This is a genomic window from Aeromicrobium sp. (assembly GCF_047606445.1).
Classification (GTDB): Bacteria; Actinomycetota; Actinomycetes; order Propionibacteriales; family Nocardioidaceae; genus Aeromicrobium.
Genome location: NZ_JASGEK010000023.1, coordinates 1 through 17,420, shown reverse-complemented (window position 1 = coordinate 17,420; position 17,420 = coordinate 1). Strand labels below are relative to the sequence as shown.

The window sequence follows — 17,420 nt, the reverse complement described above, 5'->3', positions numbered from 1 at the left end:
GCCGCGCCTCCGTCCCCGGAACACCACTACCCGACACGAACTCCTTGTCCAACTGCGGCGTCACATCCAAAATCTCGATATTGTCGAACGCCGCGTCATTACCCGACGACGTGTCCTGAACATTCCGGATACGCAACCCGACCGAACCACCCGTCAACAGCATCGCCCGTGTGCCGACGACCGTCGACGCCCGCACCTGCGTCGTCTCGCCCGTGTTGCAGGCGTTCAACACCGCGTCGTTGAGCTTGTACTCACTGCCGGCCTCGTCGAGGAAGTAGTAGTTGCGATACGGATCATTGTGGGTGTTGCAGTTCGCCGCCGCCACATCGGCCGAGAAGGTCAAGAACCGGTTCTGCTGCGTGAGCGGAATGAGCTCCTCCGTCTCGAACTGAATGCTGTTGGCACCAGGGCTGCCGCTATTGCTGTAGGCGGCGACCGCATGATTCTTCTGGGCCGCAGTTTCGTCCCCAGGCGTACGGAGGGTGCCAAGCCTCAACGCGAGGTTTCTGAGGACGCCCGGCCCTGACCCCGGCACGCCGACACCGCTCAAGGTGGCGTTCTCGGTCAGGTAGTCGAGGACGATGCCGTTACCCTGGTTCGTCGACGCCCAGTAAACCGAAGAGGTGTAGGTCAGGGGCGCCGGCGGCTCGCCCACCTGGAAAGCGCTCCGATACTGCTCGGTCGTGACACCGCCGCTGCTGGTGGCGCCGGTGAGCGTGGCGATCTCGCCGTCATCCAGGCCGTTCTCGAAATCCTCATTCCACACCAGGGTCGGCGCCGACGGAGTTCCCGGGTTTCCGGCCACGGCAGCGGCCGGAGCCACGGCGGCTCCGACCACCATGACGAGCGACGCGCCGACCAGCGCGACCGCGAGACTCAGAGGGGCGAGACGGCGTGTTCGAGACGTGGGCACTGTTCCTCATTCACGGGCAGGAGAAAGCGGCGACACAGCCGACGCCACGCTCCGCAGCCTAGAAGCAGACCCCCCCCCGTCAAATCCCCGGCGAACAGCGCGAGGACTCAGGAGCGCGGGACGGCGCGGCGCAGCAGCTTGACCGGCACCGCGACGCCGCTACGACCGAGCCGGAAGGCGACGCCGGGGGTCGCGACCGCGCCGCGGACGCCGAGCTTGGTCACCGTGATCGGCATGCGCACCGTGGTCTCGACCGGGTTGGCCAGCGCGTCGGCGACCACGACCGCGTCGTCGAGATGGGTCAGCACATAGGGCAGGTGGCGCACCTGCGAGAGGTCCGCGTGCGTCACGACGGCCTTGCCGGCCACCCAGGTGACCCGCACGACCAACACGACCGTCTCCGGCTCCGGCACGGGGACGTCGGGCAGCGGAACGGGCGTGGGGATCTTCACCATTCGCGCAGTTTAGCCCGGCGGCCAGGTGAGCTGCCGCCCCGACAGCACGTGCCCGTGGCAGTGGAAGACCGTCTGGAAGGCGTCGGCGCCGGTGTTGAACACCAGGCGGTAGGAGCCGGTCCCCTGCTCGTCGGCCACCTTCTTGGTGTGCCGGATCAGGTCCACCGTCGCCTCCGGGTCCGCCTCGGCGAGGCTCGCCACGTCGGGCTCATGGCGACGCGGGATGACCAGCACGTGCGTCGGCGCCTGCGGGGCGATGTCGCGGAAGGCGATCGTGTGCTCGGTCTCGCTCACGACCTCGGCGGGAATGTCCCCCGCCACGATCGAGCAGAACAGGCAGTCAGTGCTCATGAGCCTGTTCTACCGCATCTGGAGGTCTGAGCCAGCCCGCGCCCCGTCACACAGTTCACTCATGAGCCTCGATCGCCCACCCGCCGGTAGTAGACTCGTAAACGTGGGGGAATCACCTGATCGGACACACCGACGACAACACATCGAGTCACGCGCAGAACGCAAGGGCTCCGCCGAGACGGACATCCCTGTGGAGTGGGCCAACGAGGCGTACGCCGATCCGATGGCCGTCGATTTCATCCCGGACTACGCGTCCGCCACAGGGAAGGGCATGCGGCGCATCGGTTGGTCTGACGGCGCGGGGCTCCTCATCACGGTCATCACCGTGCGTGACGACACCGGACGCCTCTGGGGCGCCACCGCGTTCCGTTCCAACCAAGCCGACCACGACAGCTACACCGAGGACGAATCATGAGCGACATCACCGAAATGATCGAACAAGCGGCGAGTGACGCCGAGAACCACTCAAGCGGACCCGGGAAGATTCGCGGCCAGCGTCGCGTCGGCGCCGCCACCCCGGCCGTGCTCTCGGTGCGCCTCACCGCCGAACAGCTCGCAGAACTGGCCGCCCGCGCCGAAGCGGCCGGACAGCCCACATCGGCCTACGCCCGCGGCATTCTGCTCGACGCGCTCGGCGCGGGCGAGCGCGACGAGTTGGCGGCGAAGCTCGAAGCGGTGCTGCGCCACACGCTCGCTCCCGAGATGCTCACGCGAGTTTCCTGACGCCTGACTCAGCGGAAGGCGTCCTTGATGCGGCCGAAGACGCTGCGCGGGGTGGAGCCGAGACGGGCCTCGGGCTGGTCCTCGTGACGGGTCGCGGCGAGCTGCTGCAACAGCGCGCGCTGCGCGTCGTCGAGGTCGGTCGGCGTCTCCACCACGACCGTCACCCGCAAGTCGCCCGACCCGGCGCCGCGCAGCCGGGGCGCGCCCTCGCCGCGCACGCTCACCACGTCGCCCGACTGCGTGCCCGGCTCGACGTCGACCGTCACCGGCGGCGCGTCCGACTCGCCCTCCAAGTCGCCGCGCAACGCCGGGATGTCGAGCGTGGTGCCGAGCGCCGCGGCGGTCATCGGCAACGTCACCTGGCACTCCAGATGGTCGCCGGCGCGCGTGTAGACCGGGTGGCGGCGCACCCGGATCTCGACGTACAGGTCGCCCGGACGTCCGCCGCCCGGACCCACCTCGCCCTCGCCCGACAGCTGGACGCGCGTGCCGTGGTCGACGCCCGGCGGGATCGGCAGGGTGAGGCTGCGGCGCGCGCGCACCCGTCCCTCGCCGTCGCACGAGCGGCACGGGTCGGTGATGACGCTGCCGAAGCCGTGACAGGTCGGACAGGGTCGGGCCGTGCGGATGTCGCCGAGCAGCGAGCGCTGCACATGCTGGATCGCACCCTGGCCGTGGCAGGTGCCGCACGGCGCGGGCGGGGCGCCGTCGTCCGAGCCCCTGCCGGCGCAGACGTCGCAGACCACCGCGGTGTCGACCTTCAACTCCCGCGTGACGCCGTAGACGGCCTCGGCCAGCTCGACCTCCACGCGCAGCAGGGCGTCCTGCCCGCGCTGCACCCGCGAGCGCGGGCCGCGCTGCTGGGACTGGCCGAAGAAGGCGTCCATGATGTCGTCGAAGTTGAAGCCGCCCGGACCGCCGCCCCGACCCCCGCCGCTGCTCAGCGGGTCGCCGCCGCGGTCGAACATCTGCCGCTTCTGCGGGTCCGACAGCACCTCGTAGGCGGTGGTGACCTCCTTGAAGCGGTCGGAGGCGTCCGGCGCGTCGTTCACGTCGGGGTGCAGCTGACGGGCCAGCTTGCGGTACGCCTTCTTGATCTCCTCGGGCGTCGCCGTGCGCTGCACGCCGAGGACCGCGTAATAGTCGGAGGCCATCTCGTCTTCTCCAGGGATGCTGTCGGGAAATGTTCAGGCGTCGTCGAGCATGCGGCCCACGTATCGGGCCACCGCCGCGACCGCCGCCATCGTGCCGGGGTAGTCCATGCGGGTCGGGCCGACGGTGCCGAGCTGCGCTCCGCTGCCGTCTCCACCGTAGGCCGAGGCGACCACGGCCGTGCCGGTGAGGGTGTTGACGCCGGTCTCGCCGCCGATGCGCACCGTCACGCCGCCGGAGGCCTCGCCGAGCAGCTTCAACAACACCACCTGCTCCTCCAACGCCTCCAACACGGGCCGGATCGTGGTGTCGAAGTCGGCGCCGAAGCGGGCGAGGTTGGAGGTGCCGCCGACCATGATCCGCTCGTCGGAGCGCTCGTCGGAGAACGTCTGAGTGACGGTCGCGACGACGGCGGCGGCGATCGGCTGGTCGGCGGGGTCGAAGGTCTCGATGAGGTCGGCGACCTTCGCGGCGGCCTCGGTGAGCCGTTCGCCGAGCACTGCGGGCAGGAGCCGCGCGCGCAGGTCGGCGAGCAGGTGGTCGCCCATCGGGCCGGGCAGCTCCATCGTGCGCTGCTCGACCCGGCCGGAGCTGGTGATGACGACGATCAGCAGGCGGTCGCCGCCCGTCGGCACGAACTCGATGTGCCGCACCGTCGAACGGGTCAGGCTCGGGTACTGCACGACGGCGACCTGGTTGGTCAGCTGGGCGAGCACCCGCACGCTGCGCCGCACGATGTCGTCGAGGTCGACCGACTCCGACAGGAAGCGTTCGATGGCGCGCCGCTCGCCGCCCGACAGCGCCTTGACGGTGGCCAGCCGGTCGACGAACATCCGGTAACCCTTGTCGGTGGGGATGCGGCCGGCCGAGGTGTGCGGCTGGGTGAGGTAGCCCTCGTCCTCCAGCGCGGCCATGTCGTTGCGGATGGTCGCCGGGGAGACGCCGAGGTGGTGGCGCTCGACGAGGGCGCGCGAGCCGACCGGCTCCTGGGTGGCGACGTAGTCCTCGACGATGGCCCGCAGGACGTCGAGACGACGGTCGTCGGACATCGGACCTCCTCAGCGACACGTCACGCGCCGTCTGCCAGCGCATTAGCACTCTCGGTGCGCGTGTGCCAGTCTATACCCGGGAGAGTGAGGCCATGAGGCAGATCAGACGCACCGACGACGCGGTCGTGGTCGAGGGAGACGACCGCGACCTGACCTATCGGCCTCGTCAGGTGACGCTGTCGGACGGCGGCTGGGTCGCGCACGCCTCGCGCGGCGGCACGCTGAACTCGGTGTGGGCGGTCGACCTGGGCGCCCGGTTCGTGGAGGTCGTACACCTCGGAGCCGGCCCGAGCGGCGGCGAGCTGGTGGTCGTCGTGCCCGACGCCGACGCGGTGCTGATCGGCGACCTCGGCGAGGAGGCTGACGGGCCGGTCCCCGCGTCCTGGCCGGAGGCGCTGACCCACGTGCTGCAGCTGGTCCGCCCGACCACGCGCGTGCTCACCACGAGCGGCGAGCTGACCCGCGACGAGCTGGAGTCCTTCGTCCACCGGATCGCCGAGCGGATCGATGGCTGACCGTTACGGCCCCGACGTGTTGTCGGGCGATTGGCGCACGCCGCCGCGCGGACGCTCGACCGACGTGCCGGTCGAGCTGGGCCTCGTCGTGGAAGACGTCACGAGCGGCTTCTGCGGCGAGATCGTCGTGATCGACGCCCAGACGGGCATGGTGGTCTTGGAGGACCGCCGCATGAAACGGCGCAGTTTTCCCTTCGGCCCCGGCTATTGGATCGACGGCAAACCGGTCGCGTTGAAGCCGCCCGCCGCAGCCGCCTCCGGCCCGAAACGCACCGCGTCGGGGTCGGTGGCCGGGCCGCGCGAACGGGCGAAGACAGCGCTGCCGAGCCGGATCTGGGTCGAGGGCCGCCACGACGCCGAGCTGGTCGAGAAGGTGTGGGGCGACGACCTGCGCCACGTCGGGGTCGCGGTGGAGTTCCTCGGCGGCGTCGACGACTTGAAGGCCGAGGTCGACGCCTTCGACCCCGGCCCGGGCCGCCGGCTCGGCGTGCTGGTCGACCATATGGTGACCGGTTCGAAGGAGTGGCGCATCGCGCGGACGCTGTCGAAGGAGCCGCACGTGCTCGTCGTCGGGCATCCGTACGTCGACGTCTGGCAGACCGTCAAGCCGCAGCGCCTCGGCCTGACCGAGTGGCCGGTGATCCCGCGCGGCACCGACTGGAAGCACGGGATCTGCGAGGCCCTCGGCTGGCCCCACCGCGACCAGGCCGACATCGCCCGCGCCTGGAAGCGCGTCCTCGGCTCCGTCTCCACCTGGACCGACCTCGAGCCGTCCTTCCTCGGCCGCGTCGAAGAGCTCATCGACTTCGTCACGGCCTAGCGTCCCTCACCAGATTTGCTGGGTTATCCACCCTTTCCCGACGTCAAAAGGGTGGATAACCCAGCAAATCTGGGACTCGCGTACGCCCGGTCGGTCAGTCGGTGGCGGCGGCGCGGCGGACGATGTCGGCGAGCTGTTCCCACGCCTGCTCGGTCGGGTCGGTCAGCGCGAAGGAGGTCGGCCAGAAGCCGCTGTCGTCGAGCGCGGCCTGGTTGCTGACCCCGAAGGTCGAGTAGCGCTCTTTGTCCATCTGACCGCTGCGGAAGAACACCACGACCTTGCCCCCGCGCGCGTAGCCGGGCTGGCCGTAGTACAGCTTCGGGGCGAGGTCCGGCGCGACGGTCGTGACGATCTCGTGCACCCGCTCGGCCATCTCCCGGTCGCTGTCGGGCATGCTCGCGATCTTGGCGAGCAGCTCGGCCTTCTCGGCGGCCGCCTTCTCCGCGCCCTTGGCCCGTTTGGCCTCGGCCCGCAGCTCCGCGGCCCGCTCCTTCATCGCCGCCTTCTCCTGCGCGGAGAAACTCCCCTCGGCGTCGTTCTTCCCAGCCATGCTCCCTCCTTATGCTGACGAGCGAAGCGACGCCCCGCTCGTGATGATCAACGGATCTGACGGACTCGCTCCGCCTGACCCCACGCGGCGTCAGCAGTCCAAACCACGCCACTGAGACGGTCGCCCAGAGCGAGACAAAGTCGGTCACCCAACGACAGATGGCGTTGGGCAGACCACCTGCGGGCGGCGCCTTCAGCGTCTTCGACCGTCACTGGCTCGATTCGAAGATCGAACGACAACAGCAACGACCTCGCGAGATCCCACCGACGGCCTCGAGCGACGATCTTCTGCGCGACCTCCGACCAGTTGGCAGCACTACAGACACCGCCACGCTCGAGTGCTCCTTCGACGCTGTCCGCCCCTGGTTCTCCTTGTAAGAAGGCGAGTAACGCCGAAGCGTCGAAGACGTTCATGCCGCGTCGACGGCGGCCGCGTCACGCCGATCAGCGAGCAGTTCTTCCACCAGATCGAGACCTGCGAGGTCACGTCGCACCCACTGCTTCAACTGATCACGTGTCAGCAGGACGATCCCCTGGTCCGTCTCCACCATCGTGACACCCGCGCCTGGAACCAAACCCGCACGCTCGCGCAGTTCCGCTGGGATCACCATGTCCCCATGGTCGCCCATCATCGCTTGATACGTCGCGCTCATGGATCGAAGGTACCTCGCGTCGCACGACGACACCACCCTTCATGCGCCCACGGCTCAAGTGGCCAGGCGGATGACGTGGTCGGCGAGGAGGCGGCCGGGGCGGGTGAGGACGGCACGACCGGCCGCGACCTCGATCAGACCGTCGGCGGTCAGCTGCCGGACGTTCCGCAGCAGCGACGTCTCGATACCGGACCGCAGCCGAGTGCGCAGCATGACGTCCTCCAGCCGCGCCGTCGCGGCGTCGATGTCCTCGCCGCCGGCCTCCACCGGCTCGCCCGCCGCGAGCCGCCGCGCGTAGGCGGCCGGGTGTTTGACGTTCCACCAGCGGCGGCCGTCGAGGTAGGAGTGCGCGCCCGGACCGACGCCCCACCACTCGCCGCCGGTCCAGTAGAGCACGTTGTGGCGGCACTGCGCGGCCTCGCTGGTCGCCCAGTTCGACAGCTCGTACCACCCCAGACCCGCCGCCTCGAACAACTCGTCGGCGAGCAGGTACTTGTCGGCCGTCTCGTCGTCGTCGGGCATGACCACCTCGCCCCGCTTCACTTTGCGCGCGAACGCCGTCCCCTCCTCGACGATGAGCGCGTAGGCGCTGACATGGTCCGGCTCCAGGCCGATCGCGTACTCGACCGTGCGCCGCCAGTCGTCCATCGTCTCGGTCGGCGACCCGTAGATGAGGTCGACGCTGACCTGCTCGAACCCGGCCTCGCGCGCCCAGCGCACCGCGCCCGGCACCCGCTCGGGGTCGTGGGTGCGGTCGAGCGCCCGCAGCACATGCGGCACGGCCGACTGCACGCCGAAGGAGATCCGGTTGAAGCCGCCCTCGCGCAAGGTCGTCAGGGAGGCGAGGCCGACGCTGTCGGGATTGGCCTCCGTCGTCACCTCGACGTCCGGCGCGAGCCCCCACGCCTCGTCGAGCACGCCGAGGATCCGCACGAGGTCGGCGGCGGCCAGCTGCGTCGGCGTCCCTCCTCCGAAGAACACCGTCGCCACCTCACGCGGCCCGGTCCGCTCGGCCGCCCGCCGGATCTCCGCGACCGCCGAGTCGGCGTAGGACGCGCGCGTGGCCCCCTCCCCCAACTCGTCGGCGGTGTAGGTGTTGAAGTCGCAGTACCCGCACCGCACCGTGCAGAACGGGACGTGCACGTACACGCCGAACGCCGGCCGCGCGGGGGTCGTCAGGTCAGCGGCCACCCCGCCACCCTATGCTGAAACCCTTTGTCCCTCTGAATCGGAGAACACGTTGTCCCGCTACACACTGACCCCCCGGATTTGAGAATCAGCGCCTCGAGCTGAAGGTCCCGCTGTTCCTCGGCGCCCGCCTGCTCGTCGACGGCAAGCACGCGCAGCGCGGTTGGGGCCGCGCGCCGTACAAGCTGCGTCGCGACGACGGCGTCGAGGTCGACGCCCACCTCAAGAACGTCGCGCTCGGGATCGACGTCCCGTACATCGTCATCGACGGCGTCGAGCACCGGGCCGTGCCGCCGCTGCCCACGCCGCAGAAGTTCTGGGCGCTCCTGCCGCTCGGACTGCTCGTCCTCTGCCTCGTCGACCTGATCCCCGCGATCCTCGGCACGAAGGCCAACCTGAAGATCTTCCGTTCGGTGAAGTCCGCGCCGCTCGCCTGGCTCGCCACGGCCGGCGTCAACGTCCTGGCCTTCGGATTCCTGATCGTCGTCGCCCTCATCGCCAACGGCTGACCCACCGACGACGAAGGGGCCGCCGCCGGTTTCCCGGCGGCGGCCCCTTCTCCGTTCAGACGGTCAGCTGTAGAAGCTGTCGAGCAGATCGGCGTGCTTGTCCTCGACGACCTTGCGCTTGACCTTGAGGCTCGGCGTCAGATCGCCCGCCTCGACGGTCAGGTCGTCGGGCAGGACCGCCCACTTCTTGATCGTCTCCCAGCGGTTCAGCTTGGCGTTGAGCTGGTCGACGTACTCGGCGACGACCTTCTGCATCTCCGGCGACGTCACGATCTCGGTGTAGGACTTGCCCTGCTGGCCGTGGTTCTCGGCCCACAGCGCGACCGCGTCGGGGTCGAGGGTGATGAGCGCGCTGACGAAGTTGCGGCCGGGGCCGTGCACCAGCATCTGGCTCGCCAGCGGGCAGATGCCCTTGAACATGCCCTCGATGTGCGGCGGGGCCACGTACTTGCCGCCGGAGGTCTTGAAGAGCTCCTTCTTGCGGCCGGTGATGAACAGGAAGCCGTCGGCGTCGATACGGCCCTCGTCACCGGTGTGCAGCCAGCCGTCGGCGTCGAGCGTCTCGGCCGTGGCGGTGTCGAGGTTGTGGTACCCGTGCATGACGTGCGGGCCCTTGATCAGCACCTCGCCGTCCTCGGCGATCTTGACCTCCGAGCCGGGGAAGGCGAAGCCGACCGAGCCGAGCTTGAGGTGGTCGGGGTGGTTGATCGTCGAGCCGGCCGACGTCTCGGTGAGGCCGTAGCCCTCCAAGATGACGACGCCAGCGGAGTGGAACCACTCGGCGACGTCGGCGCTGAGCGCGGCCGAGCCGGAGATGAAGAAGCGGATGCGGCCGCCGAAACGGTCGCGCACCTTGCTGAAGATGACCTTGTCGGCCAGGCCGTGCTTGATCGCGAGGATCTTCGGCACCGGCTTGCCCTCGCGGGTCAGGCGGGAGTGCTCCAGGCCGACCTTCTCGGCCCAGCGGAAGAGCTTGAGCTTGACGCCGCCCTCCTCCTCCATCATGCCGATGATGCGGCCGTAGGCCTTCTCGAAGATGCGCGGCGCGGCGCCCATGAAGGTGGGCTTCACGACGGCGAGGTTGTCGACGATCTTGGTGACGCGGCCGTCGATGGCGGCCGGGAAGCCGTGCTGCATCTGGACCATCTGCAGCACCTTGCCGAAGGAGTGCGCCATCGGCAGCCAGCGGTACTCCAGGTCGTCGATGCCGAGCAGGCCGTGGGCCTGGACCGCGACGCCCTCGAACACCCAGCCGGTGTGGCTCAACCGGACGCCCTTGGGACGGCCGGTGGTGCCGGAGGTGTAGATGAGGGTCGCGAGCGACTCCGGGCTCGTGGCGGCGACGCGCTCCTCGACGACGTCGGGGTGGTCCTTGAGGTGGGCCTCGCCGACCTTCTCGAGGTCGGCCAGGCTGATGACCCAGTCGCCGTCGGCGGCGCCGTCGAAGGTGACGACCTTGACGACCTCGGGCAGCTCGGACTTCTTCGCGGTGAGCTTGGCGATCTGGTCGTCGTCCTCGGCGAAGACGACCTTGCTGCCGGAGTCGGCCAGGATGTAGGCGACGTCGTCGGCGACCGTGGTCGGGTAGACGGTGGTGGTGGCGCCGCCGGCGACGTTGACGGCCAGGTCGGCGAGGATCCACTCGACGCGGGTGCCGGAGGCGACCGCGGCGCGGTCCTCGGCGTCGAGGCCCAGCGCGACGAGGCCTGCGGCGATCTTGCCGACCCGCTCGCCGACCTCGGACCACGACAGCGAGTGCCACCGCTCGTTGGCGTCGGGGTAGCGGTAGGCCTCGCGGTTCGGCGTGTCGGCGACGCGGTCGAGGAAGAGGCGGCCGATGCTGGGCGCGCGGTTCTCGACGATCTCCAGCTGGGCGGGCGTGGGGACCAAGGGACTCATACAGACCTCTGTTTCAGTGCTTAGTGCGCGTGGTGCAGATCACCCTAACCTATCCCTGCCGCCGGGTCACGATCGTTGCCGACGGCAACTCAGGGAACGGTCAGGAAGGCCCGTCGCCGGTCGACAGCGCGGCGATGAAGGCCTCCTGCGGCACCTCGACCCGGCCGACCATCTTCATCCGCTTCTTGCCCTCTTTCTGCTTCTCCAGCAGCTTGCGCTTGCGGCTGATGTCGCCGCCGTAGCACTTGGCGAGCACGTCCTTGCGGATCGCGCGGATGTTCTCGCGGGCGATGACCCGCGCGCCGATGGCGGCCTGGATGGGCACCTCGAACTGCTGGCGCGGGATGAGCTCCTTGAGCTTGCCCGCCAGCGCGACCCCGTAGGCGTAGGCGTTGTCGCGGTGCACGATCGAGCTGAAGGCGTCGACGACCTCGCCCTGGAGGAGGATGTCGACCTTGACGAGGTCGGCGGCCTGCTCGCCGGACAGCTCGTAGTTGAGCGAGGCGTAGCCCTTCGTGCGGCTCTTGAGCGCGTCGAAGAAGTCGAACATGATCTCGCCCATGGGCAGCGTGTAGCGGATCTCGACGCGGTCCTCCGACAGGTAGTCCATGCCGCCGAGCTGGCCGCGCCGCGCCTGGCACAGCTCCATGATCGTGCCGATGTAGTCGCTCGGCGCGAGGATCGTGGCGGCGACGACCGGCTCGAAGACCTTGGCGATCTTGCCGCTGTTCGGGTACTCGCTCGGGTTCGTCACCGTGCGCGTCGACCCGTCCTCCATCTCGACGCGGTAGACCACGTTGGGCGCGGTGGCGATGAGGTCGAGGCCGAACTCGCGGGCCAGCCGCTCGCGCACGATCTCCAAGTGCAGCAGGCCGAGGAAGCCGATGCGGAAGCCGAAGCCGAGCGCGCCCGACGACTCCGGCTCGTAGACCAGCGCGGCGTCGTTGAGCTGGAGCTTCTCCAGCGCCTCGCGCAGGTCGGCGAAGTCGTCGCCGTCGATGGGGTACAGGCCGGAGAACACCATCGGATTGGGGTTCTGATAGCCGCCCAGCGGCTCGGTGGCGGGCTTGCCGGCCGCGGTGACGGTGTCGCCGACGCGGCTCTGACGCACTTCCTTCACGCCGGTGATGAGGTAGCCGACCTCGCCGACGCCCAGATCCTTGGCCTTGACCGGCTCGGGGCTGATGACGCCGACTTCCAGCATCTCGTGGACCGCGCCGGTCGACATCATCTTGATCTTGTCGCGGTGGCTGAGCAAGCCGTCGACGACACGGACGTAGGTGATGACGCCGCGGTAGGTGTCGTAGACCGAGTCGAAGATCAGCGCGCGCGGCGGGCCGTCGGCGTCGCCGGCCGGCGGCGGCACCTCGTCGACGATGAGGTTGAGCAGCGCCTCGACGCCCTCGCCGGTCTTGGCCGAGACCCGCAGCACGTCGTCGGGGTCGCCGCCGATGATGCCGGCGATCTCCTCGGCGTACTTCTCCGGCTGCGCGCCGGGCAGGTCGATCTTGTTGAGCACCGGGATGATGTGCAGGTCGGCCTCCATCGCGAGATAGAGGTTGGCGAGCGTCTGCGCCTCGATGCCCTGGGCGGCGTCGACCAGCAGGATCGCGCCTTCGCAGGCCTCCAGCGAGCGGCTGACCTCGTAGGTGAAGTCGACGTGGCCGGGGGTGTCGATCATGTTCAGCACATAGGTGGCGCCCGCGTCGTCGCCGTCGCTCTTGGTGAACGGCATGCGCACGGCCTGGCTCTTGATCGTGATGCCGCGCTCACGCTCGATGTCCATGCGGTCGAGGTACTGGGCGCGGGCGGCGCGCTCGTCGACGACGCCGGTCAGTTGCAGCATGCGGTCGGCGAGCGTGGACTTGCCGTGGTCGATGTGGGCGATGATGCAGAAGTTGCGCAGGAGTTCCGGCGGCGTCGCGCCGGGCTGCGGGGCAGGAGTGGTCACTCGGTCACCAGAGGTAGGCGAGGCCGACGTTGACGAGGATCAGCGCGGCGACGACGTGGGCGAAGACGTTGGGGGCCGGACGCTTGCGCGTGCCGTGGGCCAGGCCGACCGCGACGAAGGCGATGAGCAGTTTGACGCCGACCTTGGCGTTGTTCGGGTCGGCGACGGCGTCGCTGGCCGAGGCGATGCCGACGAGGATCACGCCGAGCACGAAGGCGGCCGTCACGCCGTGCGACATCATCGGCGTGATCTGCGGAGACTGCAACGAGGTGAGATAGCCGAAGAGCGCCGCCGCCCAGCAGGCGATGTGCACCCAGACGAGCACGGTGTAAAGAGTCTCCATGGGGGTCGATCGTAGTGACCCGCCTGGATTTGGGTGGCGCCGGACGCCGGTGGTAAGGTGATTCGTCGCGTGCCCCGGCACGCTCTTCAGCTTTCTCTTTTGTGTCTCGAACGTAAGGAACAGGTACGCCCCGTGGCGAACATCAAGTCGCAGATCAAGCGCAACCGCCAGAACGAGGCGGCCCGTGAGCGCAACAAGTCGGTCCGCTCGGCTCTCAAGACGGCCGTCCGTCGCTTCGACGAGGCCGTCGACGCCGGCAACACCGACGAGGCCAAGGAGTTGGCCAAGGCGGCCACCCGCAAGCTCGACAAGGCGGCCAGCAAGGGCGTCATCCACAAGAACCAGGCGGCGAACCGCAAGTCGTCGATCGCCAAGCGCGCCGCCGCTCTCTGAGCCTTCTCGCTTCTGCTCGACCCCGGCCCGACGGGCCGGGGTCGAGTCGTCTCTACGGCCGGCTCACCCACCGCACCGCCGACTCCAGAGGGCCGCGGGCGAAGGTGTGCCGCCAGGCCCAGGCGAACAACACCAGCAGGACGACGTGGGCCCACCACTCGGTGTAGTCGCCGCCGGTGAGGCTGAGGTCGTGCTCGCGGTTGTTCCAGACCATGAGGACGTGGAGGCAGTAGAGCGTCAGCGTCATGGCCCCGGCCGCTTGGATCGGCACGGTGAGCCGGCGGAGCCGGGCCGAGCCGCACACCCACACGCACAGGCCGACCGCCATGGTCGCCGAGCCGGCCGCGCCGATCACGTTGAGCGGGGTCGAGGTGTGCTGTCCGGCGGCCCACAGGGTGACGGGGTCGAGCGGGTCGTAGGCGGTCCAGGTCCAGAACAGTTGGGAGAACCGAGGCGGCCCGAGGCGGTCCTCGAAGACGCCGAGGTAGAGCGCGACCGCCGCGGCCCACAGCGCGACGACGGTGACCGCCGCGCCGCCGAGGGCGAGCTTGCGTCCCACGACGGGGTCGGCGAGGTCGAGTCGGGAGAGCGTGAGGCCGACCAGCACGTAGCCGAACCAGACGACGGCCGGATAGCCGCCCCACAGCAGCACGTCGACGGGCAGTTCGGCGAGCCCGCCCGCCCACGACGGCTGGATCACGGCCGACCGTGGCTCGGCGACGACCTGCCGCAGCCCGAAGAGGGCGAACGGCGAGAGCGCGCACCACGCTCCTGCGAGCACGGCGAGCCACCGCGTCGGCAGCCGGCGCAGCGGCACGGCGGCGGCGATGAGCAGCGCGTAGCAGGGCAGGATCACGAGGACCCTCAGGTCGGGCAGCGCCGCCAGGGCGAGGCCGATGACGAGGAGCGCGACGGCCCGGCGCAACAGCGCGCCGGGCCGTCCGACGCCGTCGGGCGAGAAGCGCGTCATCAGTCCGACGCTCAGCCCGGCGAGCAGCGCGAACAGCGGCGCGGCGCGGCCCGAGGCGAGCCACTCACTGACCGGGGGCGGTTCGTCCCCCCACCAGTCGGGGCCGAGGTGGGCGAGCATCATGCCGAGCAGCGCGACGCCCCGCGCGAGGTCGATCGCGACGAGGCGGGCTCCCGGCGTATGCGGTCGGCCAAGACGAGAACGGGCTCTTCTTGTTCCAGACACTGGTCATCACCTTTCACATGCGCCGGAATCCACTGTGCCAGCGGCTACTCCGCGCAGGTCGCCAGGAACCTGAGGAGTTCGGTCGCATCGTCGTCGGCGAACAACCCGTCGAGGGCGTCGTTGAACTCCAGGCGCCGGGCGTAAGGGATGTTGACCGACTCGTACCCGTGCGAGATCAGCATGCCCGTCATCATCAGCCTGGCCGTCCGCTTGTTCCCGTCGAAGTAGAAGTGCGAGCGGGTCGCCGACGCGAAGTAGACCAACGCGCGTTCGCGAGGGTCTTCGAGTTCGCCGAGGTGCTCCGACAGTCGATCGAACCGTTCGCGCAGGTCCGCTCCTCCGGGACCGTGTTCCAGGCCGGGAACCGAGCCGCCGTCAGACAGGTTGACGGCGCCGCCGCCCGTCACCTGGCCTTCGCCGCGAAAGTGTCCCGACTCGATGGCCTCGTGGATGGCCACCATCGTGTGGAGCCGGTCCGAGACTTCTTTCGTGGGAGCGAAAGCCCCGTCGCGGAGCATTGCATCGAGTGCGTTGTAAGCCTCGCCGAGGGCGAGGATCTGCTGCTCGTCCTCGGTTTTCTGACCGCCGACGGTCACGCCGTCCAGGAGCGTCTTGACCTCCGGAAGAGTGAAGTTGTTGCCCTCCAACTTGGCCGTGTTCCAGATGAGGTCGGGCAGACTGGACCGGAAACGACGCCTGGCTCGATCGAGGCCCGATTTGCTGATGGGCGAGTAGTCCACTTCACCCCAGCACACCCCGGTGTCACCGATCTGCAGCTCGTGGCGCTCCTCATCGGCCCCAGTGGCTGCGGGCAGCGGTAGGTCGGGGGACTCGCCGCCGTGGGCGCCGCGGTTGGCCTTCTTGACGTACTGATCGGATCCGACCGCCCACGTGCTTCGCTTCCTCACCATGAGCTGATCTCCTTCATCGCGGCATCGCCAGTCAGGCCGCCGATGGAGATGCTGTCGATGGCGATCTGCACCGGGCTGGCATACGAGATCCGGTCGTGCTCGAAGGACCCCGAGAAGAGTTCTGGCGCCGCGCTGGCCAGTACGACTGTCGCTCGATGCGGCGCGGTGGCTTCGGCGATGCGCGGGTCATTCAGTAGTCGCCGCATCTTGGCCGGGTCTTCGCACCACAGGATCGTCACAGCAGGGACGTCGGCGCGGAACGCCGGTAGGGCGACTCCGGCTGCCCCGGAGATGGCCCATCGCTGCTCCGATGAGGACCCGGCCGAGGCCAATCGGCCCATGGTGACGTGACCCCGGAGGTAGATCGAATCCGGGCGGCGCATGACACCACTGTGTTCGGCGGCGAGCTCGACCATGGCCACGGGGTCATCGTCACTCCAGCGCACCAGTCGCTCGGCCCACGCTTCGAGGGCTTCGACATCATCGCCTTCGTACTCCCCGTCCAGCAACCAACGGGCCGCGAGGGCGGCAGACGGGTCGCTCGGGGCTTGGGCGGTCACGGTCAATTGCTGTTGACACGCGGCGAAGAGTTCTTCGACGGTATCGAGCGAAGGGCTGACCTGACCATTGAGGATTCTGGACACGGTCGAGGCCGATACGTTCGCGCGCCGCGCGACTTCGGCGGCCTTCAACCCTGACTGATCGATGCTCTGGCGCAGCAGCACCCCAATGCGTTCCATATTTGGAATGTTATCGCACTTATTTCCAAATATGGAACGGCGCGCTCATCGTCCGCGGGCGGGACGGCGCTGCAGCGAGGCGACGCGCAACACCATGCGCTCGGTGGCGTAGGCGGCGTCGGCGGCCGCGCCCTTGACGTCGAGGTCGGCCTGCGCGACCACTTGCAGCGCCTCCTTCAAACCGTCGGTGTCCCAGTGGCGGACCTGACGGCGCATGGCCGAGAGCTTGAACGGCGGCGCGCCGACGTGCTTGGCGAGGTCGCCGTCGCGCAGATTCGGCGGGGCGGTGGCGAGCAGAATAAGTTGGCGCAGACCGGAGGCGACCGAGGAGACGATGACGACGGGGGCGACCTTGGTCGACAGCGCCCAGCGGAGTCGTTCGACGGCGACGTCGATCCGGCCGTCGAGCACGGCGTCGGCGATCTCGTAGCCCTTGACCTCGGCGCGGCCGCCGAAGTACTGGCGCACGACGTCGGCGGAGACGCTGCCGCCGTCGGGGACCGAGCTGACGAGTTGGTCGGCGGCCCCGGCGAGCGCGCGCAGGTCGAGGCCGATGGCGGTGACGAGCACGCTCGCCGCCTCCTCCGAGAGCGACGAGCCGAGCGCCTGAACCTCGCCGCGCACCCAGCCGATGTGGTCGCGCTCGTACTTGGGGGCTTCTTGCTTGGCCTCTTGGACGGCCGGGAGTTTGCGGAGTTTGTCGAGCAGACCGCGCGCCTTCTGCCCTCCGCCGTGGATCAGCACCATCGCGACGTCGGGCGAGGGTTCCGCGGCGTAGGCGAGCAGCTCGGCCTGCACCGGCTCAGCCAGGTCGTGGATCCCGTCGACGACGAGCGCCGTCGCCGCACTGAACAGCGACGCGCTGGTCAAGCCGAGCAACTCCCCCGCGCCGAGCTGCGACCCGACCGTCTCCGTGAGCTGACAGTCCGCCTCCTGCCCCCGCACCGCCTCCACGGCCCGCCGCCGCACCCGCTCCGCGAGGAACTCGCTGTTGCCAGTGATGAGCAGCACTTTCCCGAACGGCGAGGCCATGGGCCGAGTCTAGAGCCGGGGGGCGCCACCCCCCCCGGGGGGGGGTGAACCCACCCCCCGCAAACCCCCCCGGCCGAGG

Annotated in this window: 23 protein-coding genes; 6 read left to right on the top strand and 17 right to left on the bottom strand. The window is 69.3% G+C overall.

The genetic code is table 11. The annotated features are described in order from the left end of the window. The 3 genes from QM621_RS05985 to QM621_RS05975 form a co-directional block, all read right to left on the bottom strand. Positions 1-913, bottom strand: a 913-nt coding sequence (locus QM621_RS05985; RefSeq protein WP_414989454.1) for a hypothetical protein, incomplete at its 3' end; no start/stop codon positions are given. A gap of 107 nt (positions 914-1,020) precedes the next feature. Then, positions 1,021-1,368 (bottom strand): hypothetical protein, encoded by a 348-nt coding sequence (locus QM621_RS05980; RefSeq protein ID WP_414989453.1) that lies wholly within the window; start codon positions 1,366-1,368, stop codon positions 1,021-1,023. Positions 1,369-1,377: 9 nt separating this feature from the next. Then, a complete protein-coding gene (locus QM621_RS05975) occupies positions 1,378-1,719 on the bottom strand; it encodes a histidine triad nucleotide-binding protein (RefSeq protein WP_414989452.1) in 342 nt (113 codons plus the stop codon). A 190-nt stretch (positions 1,720-1,909) separates the two neighbouring features. Between QM621_RS05975 and QM621_RS05970 the strand changes: the two genes are divergently transcribed. Together QM621_RS05970 and QM621_RS05965 are read left to right on the top strand one after the other, a co-directional pair. Next, positions 1,910-2,134 carry a hypothetical protein gene (locus QM621_RS05970; protein WP_414989451.1) on the top strand — a complete coding sequence of 75 codons (225 nt, stop codon included), beginning with the start codon at positions 1,910-1,912 and terminating at the stop codon, positions 2,132-2,134. After that, positions 2,131-2,442: a hypothetical protein gene (locus QM621_RS05965; protein ID WP_414989450.1), complete on the top strand. Its 312-nt coding sequence runs from the start codon at positions 2,131-2,133 to the stop codon at positions 2,440-2,442. The genes QM621_RS05970 and QM621_RS05965 overlap by 4 nt, the downstream gene beginning before the upstream one ends. A gap of 8 nt (positions 2,443-2,450) precedes the next feature. On the opposite strand, the gene dnaJ is transcribed toward QM621_RS05965, so the two are convergent. Together dnaJ and hrcA are read right to left on the bottom strand one after the other, a co-directional pair. Continuing rightward, the gene (dnaJ, locus tag QM621_RS05960; protein WP_414989449.1) at positions 2,451-3,596 is read right to left on the bottom strand and encodes a molecular chaperone DnaJ; all 1,146 of its coding nucleotides are present in this window, start codon (positions 3,594-3,596) and stop codon (positions 2,451-2,453) included. Between the two features lie 33 nt (positions 3,597-3,629). After that, positions 3,630-4,643: a heat-inducible transcriptional repressor HrcA gene (hrcA, locus tag QM621_RS05955; RefSeq protein ID WP_414989448.1), complete on the bottom strand. Its 1,014-nt coding sequence runs from the start codon at positions 4,641-4,643 to the stop codon at positions 3,630-3,632. A gap of 92 nt (positions 4,644-4,735) precedes the next feature. On the opposite strand from hrcA, the gene QM621_RS05950 reads away from it, so the two are divergent. Both QM621_RS05950 and QM621_RS05945 read left to right on the top strand, forming a co-directional pair. After that, positions 4,736-5,158: a hypothetical protein gene (locus tag QM621_RS05950; RefSeq protein WP_414989447.1), complete on the top strand. Its 423-nt coding sequence runs from the start codon at positions 4,736-4,738 to the stop codon at positions 5,156-5,158. Next, positions 5,151-5,978 carry a DUF3097 domain-containing protein gene (locus QM621_RS05945; protein ID WP_414989446.1) on the top strand — a complete coding sequence of 276 codons (828 nt, stop codon included), beginning with the start codon at positions 5,151-5,153 and terminating at the stop codon, positions 5,976-5,978. The genes QM621_RS05950 and QM621_RS05945 overlap by 8 nt, the downstream gene beginning before the upstream one ends. Before the next feature lie 94 nt (positions 5,979-6,072). On the opposite strand, the gene QM621_RS05940 is transcribed toward QM621_RS05945, so the two are convergent. From QM621_RS05940 to QM621_RS05920, 5 genes are read right to left on the bottom strand one after another with little or no spacing between them, the layout of a single operon-like run. Then, positions 6,073-6,528, bottom strand: a complete 456-nt coding sequence (locus tag QM621_RS05940; protein ID WP_414989445.1) for a hypothetical protein — start codon at positions 6,526-6,528, stop codon at positions 6,073-6,075. A gap of 47 nt (positions 6,529-6,575) precedes the next feature. Next, on the bottom strand, positions 6,576-6,941 hold the full coding sequence (locus QM621_RS05935) for a type II toxin-antitoxin system VapC family toxin (RefSeq protein WP_414989444.1): 366 nt from the start codon (positions 6,939-6,941) through the stop codon (positions 6,576-6,578). Beyond that, entirely contained in the window at positions 6,938-7,180 is a 243-nt protein-coding gene (locus tag QM621_RS05930) for a hypothetical protein (RefSeq protein ID WP_414989443.1), read from the bottom strand. Before QM621_RS05930 ends, QM621_RS05935 begins: the two co-directional genes overlap by 4 nt. 54 nt (positions 7,181-7,234) lie before the next feature. Further along, positions 7,235-8,371 carry a radical SAM family heme chaperone HemW gene (hemW, locus tag QM621_RS05925; protein ID WP_414989442.1) on the bottom strand — a complete coding sequence of 379 codons (1,137 nt, stop codon included), beginning with the start codon at positions 8,369-8,371 and terminating at the stop codon, positions 7,235-7,237. Next, positions 8,356-8,649, bottom strand: a complete 294-nt coding sequence (locus QM621_RS05920; protein WP_414989441.1) for a hypothetical protein — start codon at positions 8,647-8,649, stop codon at positions 8,356-8,358. Before QM621_RS05920 ends, hemW begins: the two co-directional genes overlap by 16 nt. Positions 8,650-8,655: 6 nt before the next feature. Here QM621_RS05920 and QM621_RS05915 point away from each other — a divergent pair, with 6 nt between their 5' ends. Continuing rightward, entirely contained in the window at positions 8,656-8,877 is a 222-nt protein-coding gene (locus QM621_RS05915) for a hypothetical protein (RefSeq protein WP_414989440.1), read from the top strand. Between the two features lie 63 nt (positions 8,878-8,940). Here QM621_RS05915 and QM621_RS05910 read toward each other — a convergent pair whose 3' ends face one another. The 3 genes from QM621_RS05910 to QM621_RS05900 all read right to left on the bottom strand — a co-directional run bounded on the left by QM621_RS05910 (position 8,941) and on the right by QM621_RS05900 (position 13,070). After that, the gene (locus QM621_RS05910; RefSeq protein WP_414989439.1) at positions 8,941-10,776 is read right to left on the bottom strand and encodes an AMP-dependent synthetase/ligase; all 1,836 of its coding nucleotides are present in this window, start codon (positions 10,774-10,776) and stop codon (positions 8,941-8,943) included. A gap of 100 nt (positions 10,777-10,876) precedes the next feature. Beyond that, entirely contained in the window at positions 10,877-12,727 is a 1,851-nt protein-coding gene (gene lepA, locus QM621_RS05905) for a translation elongation factor 4 (protein ID WP_414989438.1), read from the bottom strand. Positions 12,728-12,731: 4 nt separating this feature from the next. Then, positions 12,732-13,070 (bottom strand): hypothetical protein, encoded by a 339-nt coding sequence (locus QM621_RS05900; RefSeq protein ID WP_414989437.1) that lies wholly within the window; start codon positions 13,068-13,070, stop codon positions 12,732-12,734. 132 nt (positions 13,071-13,202) lie between these two features. Between QM621_RS05900 and rpsT the strand changes: the two genes are divergently transcribed. After that, the gene (rpsT, locus tag QM621_RS05895; protein ID WP_414989436.1) at positions 13,203-13,463 is read left to right on the top strand and encodes a 30S ribosomal protein S20; all 261 of its coding nucleotides are present in this window, start codon (positions 13,203-13,205) and stop codon (positions 13,461-13,463) included. Between the two features lie 52 nt (positions 13,464-13,515). Here the strand turns inward: rpsT and QM621_RS05890 are convergent, their stop codons facing one another. From QM621_RS05890 to holA, 4 genes are read right to left on the bottom strand one after another with little or no spacing between them, the layout of a single operon-like run. Continuing rightward, positions 13,516-14,658, bottom strand: coding sequence for a heparan-alpha-glucosaminide N-acetyltransferase domain-containing protein (locus QM621_RS05890; RefSeq protein ID WP_414989435.1), 1,143 nt, complete (start codon positions 14,656-14,658; stop codon positions 13,516-13,518). A gap of 44 nt (positions 14,659-14,702) precedes the next feature. After that, positions 14,703-15,569 (bottom strand): Fic family protein, encoded by an 867-nt coding sequence (locus tag QM621_RS05885; protein ID WP_414989434.1) that lies wholly within the window; start codon positions 15,567-15,569, stop codon positions 14,703-14,705. After that, positions 15,563-16,309, bottom strand: a complete 747-nt coding sequence (locus tag QM621_RS05880) for a helix-turn-helix domain-containing protein (protein WP_414989433.1) — start codon at positions 16,307-16,309, stop codon at positions 15,563-15,565. Before QM621_RS05880 ends, QM621_RS05885 begins: the two co-directional genes overlap by 7 nt. Before the next feature lie 45 nt (positions 16,310-16,354). Then, positions 16,355-17,341, bottom strand: a complete 987-nt coding sequence (gene holA / locus QM621_RS05875) for a DNA polymerase III subunit delta (protein WP_414989432.1) — start codon at positions 17,339-17,341, stop codon at positions 16,355-16,357. Between the last annotated feature and the right edge of the window lie 79 nt (positions 17,342-17,420).

Excerpts from the sequence above, each read along its gene's own strand:
- QM621_RS05980 (WP_414989453.1), bottom strand. The coding sequence starts at position 1,368 with ATGGTGAAGATCCCCACGCCCGTTCCGCTGCCCGACGTCCCCGTGCCG.
- QM621_RS05975 (WP_414989452.1), bottom strand. The coding sequence starts at position 1,719 with ATGAGCACTGACTGCCTGTTCTGCTCGATCGTGGCGGGGGACATTCCC.
- QM621_RS05965 (WP_414989450.1), top strand. The coding sequence starts at position 2,131 with ATGAGCGACATCACCGAAATGATCGAACAAGCGGCGAGTGACGCCGAG.
- dnaJ (WP_414989449.1), bottom strand. The coding sequence starts at position 3,596 with ATGGCCTCCGACTATTACGCGGTCCTCGGCGTGCAGCGCACGGCGACG.
- hrcA (WP_414989448.1), bottom strand. The coding sequence starts at position 4,643 with ATGTCCGACGACCGTCGTCTCGACGTCCTGCGGGCCATCGTCGAGGAC.
- QM621_RS05950 (WP_414989447.1), top strand. The coding sequence starts at position 4,736 with ATGAGGCAGATCAGACGCACCGACGACGCGGTCGTGGTCGAGGGAGAC.
- QM621_RS05945 (WP_414989446.1), top strand. The coding sequence starts at position 5,151 with ATGGCTGACCGTTACGGCCCCGACGTGTTGTCGGGCGATTGGCGCACG.
- QM621_RS05940 (WP_414989445.1), bottom strand. The coding sequence starts at position 6,528 with ATGGCTGGGAAGAACGACGCCGAGGGGAGTTTCTCCGCGCAGGAGAAG.
- QM621_RS05935 (WP_414989444.1), bottom strand. The coding sequence starts at position 6,941 with ATGAACGTCTTCGACGCTTCGGCGTTACTCGCCTTCTTACAAGGAGAA.
- QM621_RS05930 (WP_414989443.1), bottom strand. The coding sequence starts at position 7,180 with ATGAGCGCGACGTATCAAGCGATGATGGGCGACCATGGGGACATGGTG.
- QM621_RS05910 (WP_414989439.1), bottom strand. The coding sequence starts at position 10,776 with ATGAGTCCCTTGGTCCCCACGCCCGCCCAGCTGGAGATCGTCGAGAAC.
- QM621_RS05900 (WP_414989437.1), bottom strand. The coding sequence starts at position 13,070 with ATGGAGACTCTTTACACCGTGCTCGTCTGGGTGCACATCGCCTGCTGG.
- QM621_RS05885 (WP_414989434.1), bottom strand. The coding sequence starts at position 15,569 with ATGGTGAGGAAGCGAAGCACGTGGGCGGTCGGATCCGATCAGTACGTC.
- QM621_RS05880 (WP_414989433.1), bottom strand. The coding sequence starts at position 16,309 with ATGGAACGCATTGGGGTGCTGCTGCGCCAGAGCATCGATCAGTCAGGG.
- holA (WP_414989432.1), bottom strand. The coding sequence starts at position 17,341 with ATGGCCTCGCCGTTCGGGAAAGTGCTGCTCATCACTGGCAACAGCGAG.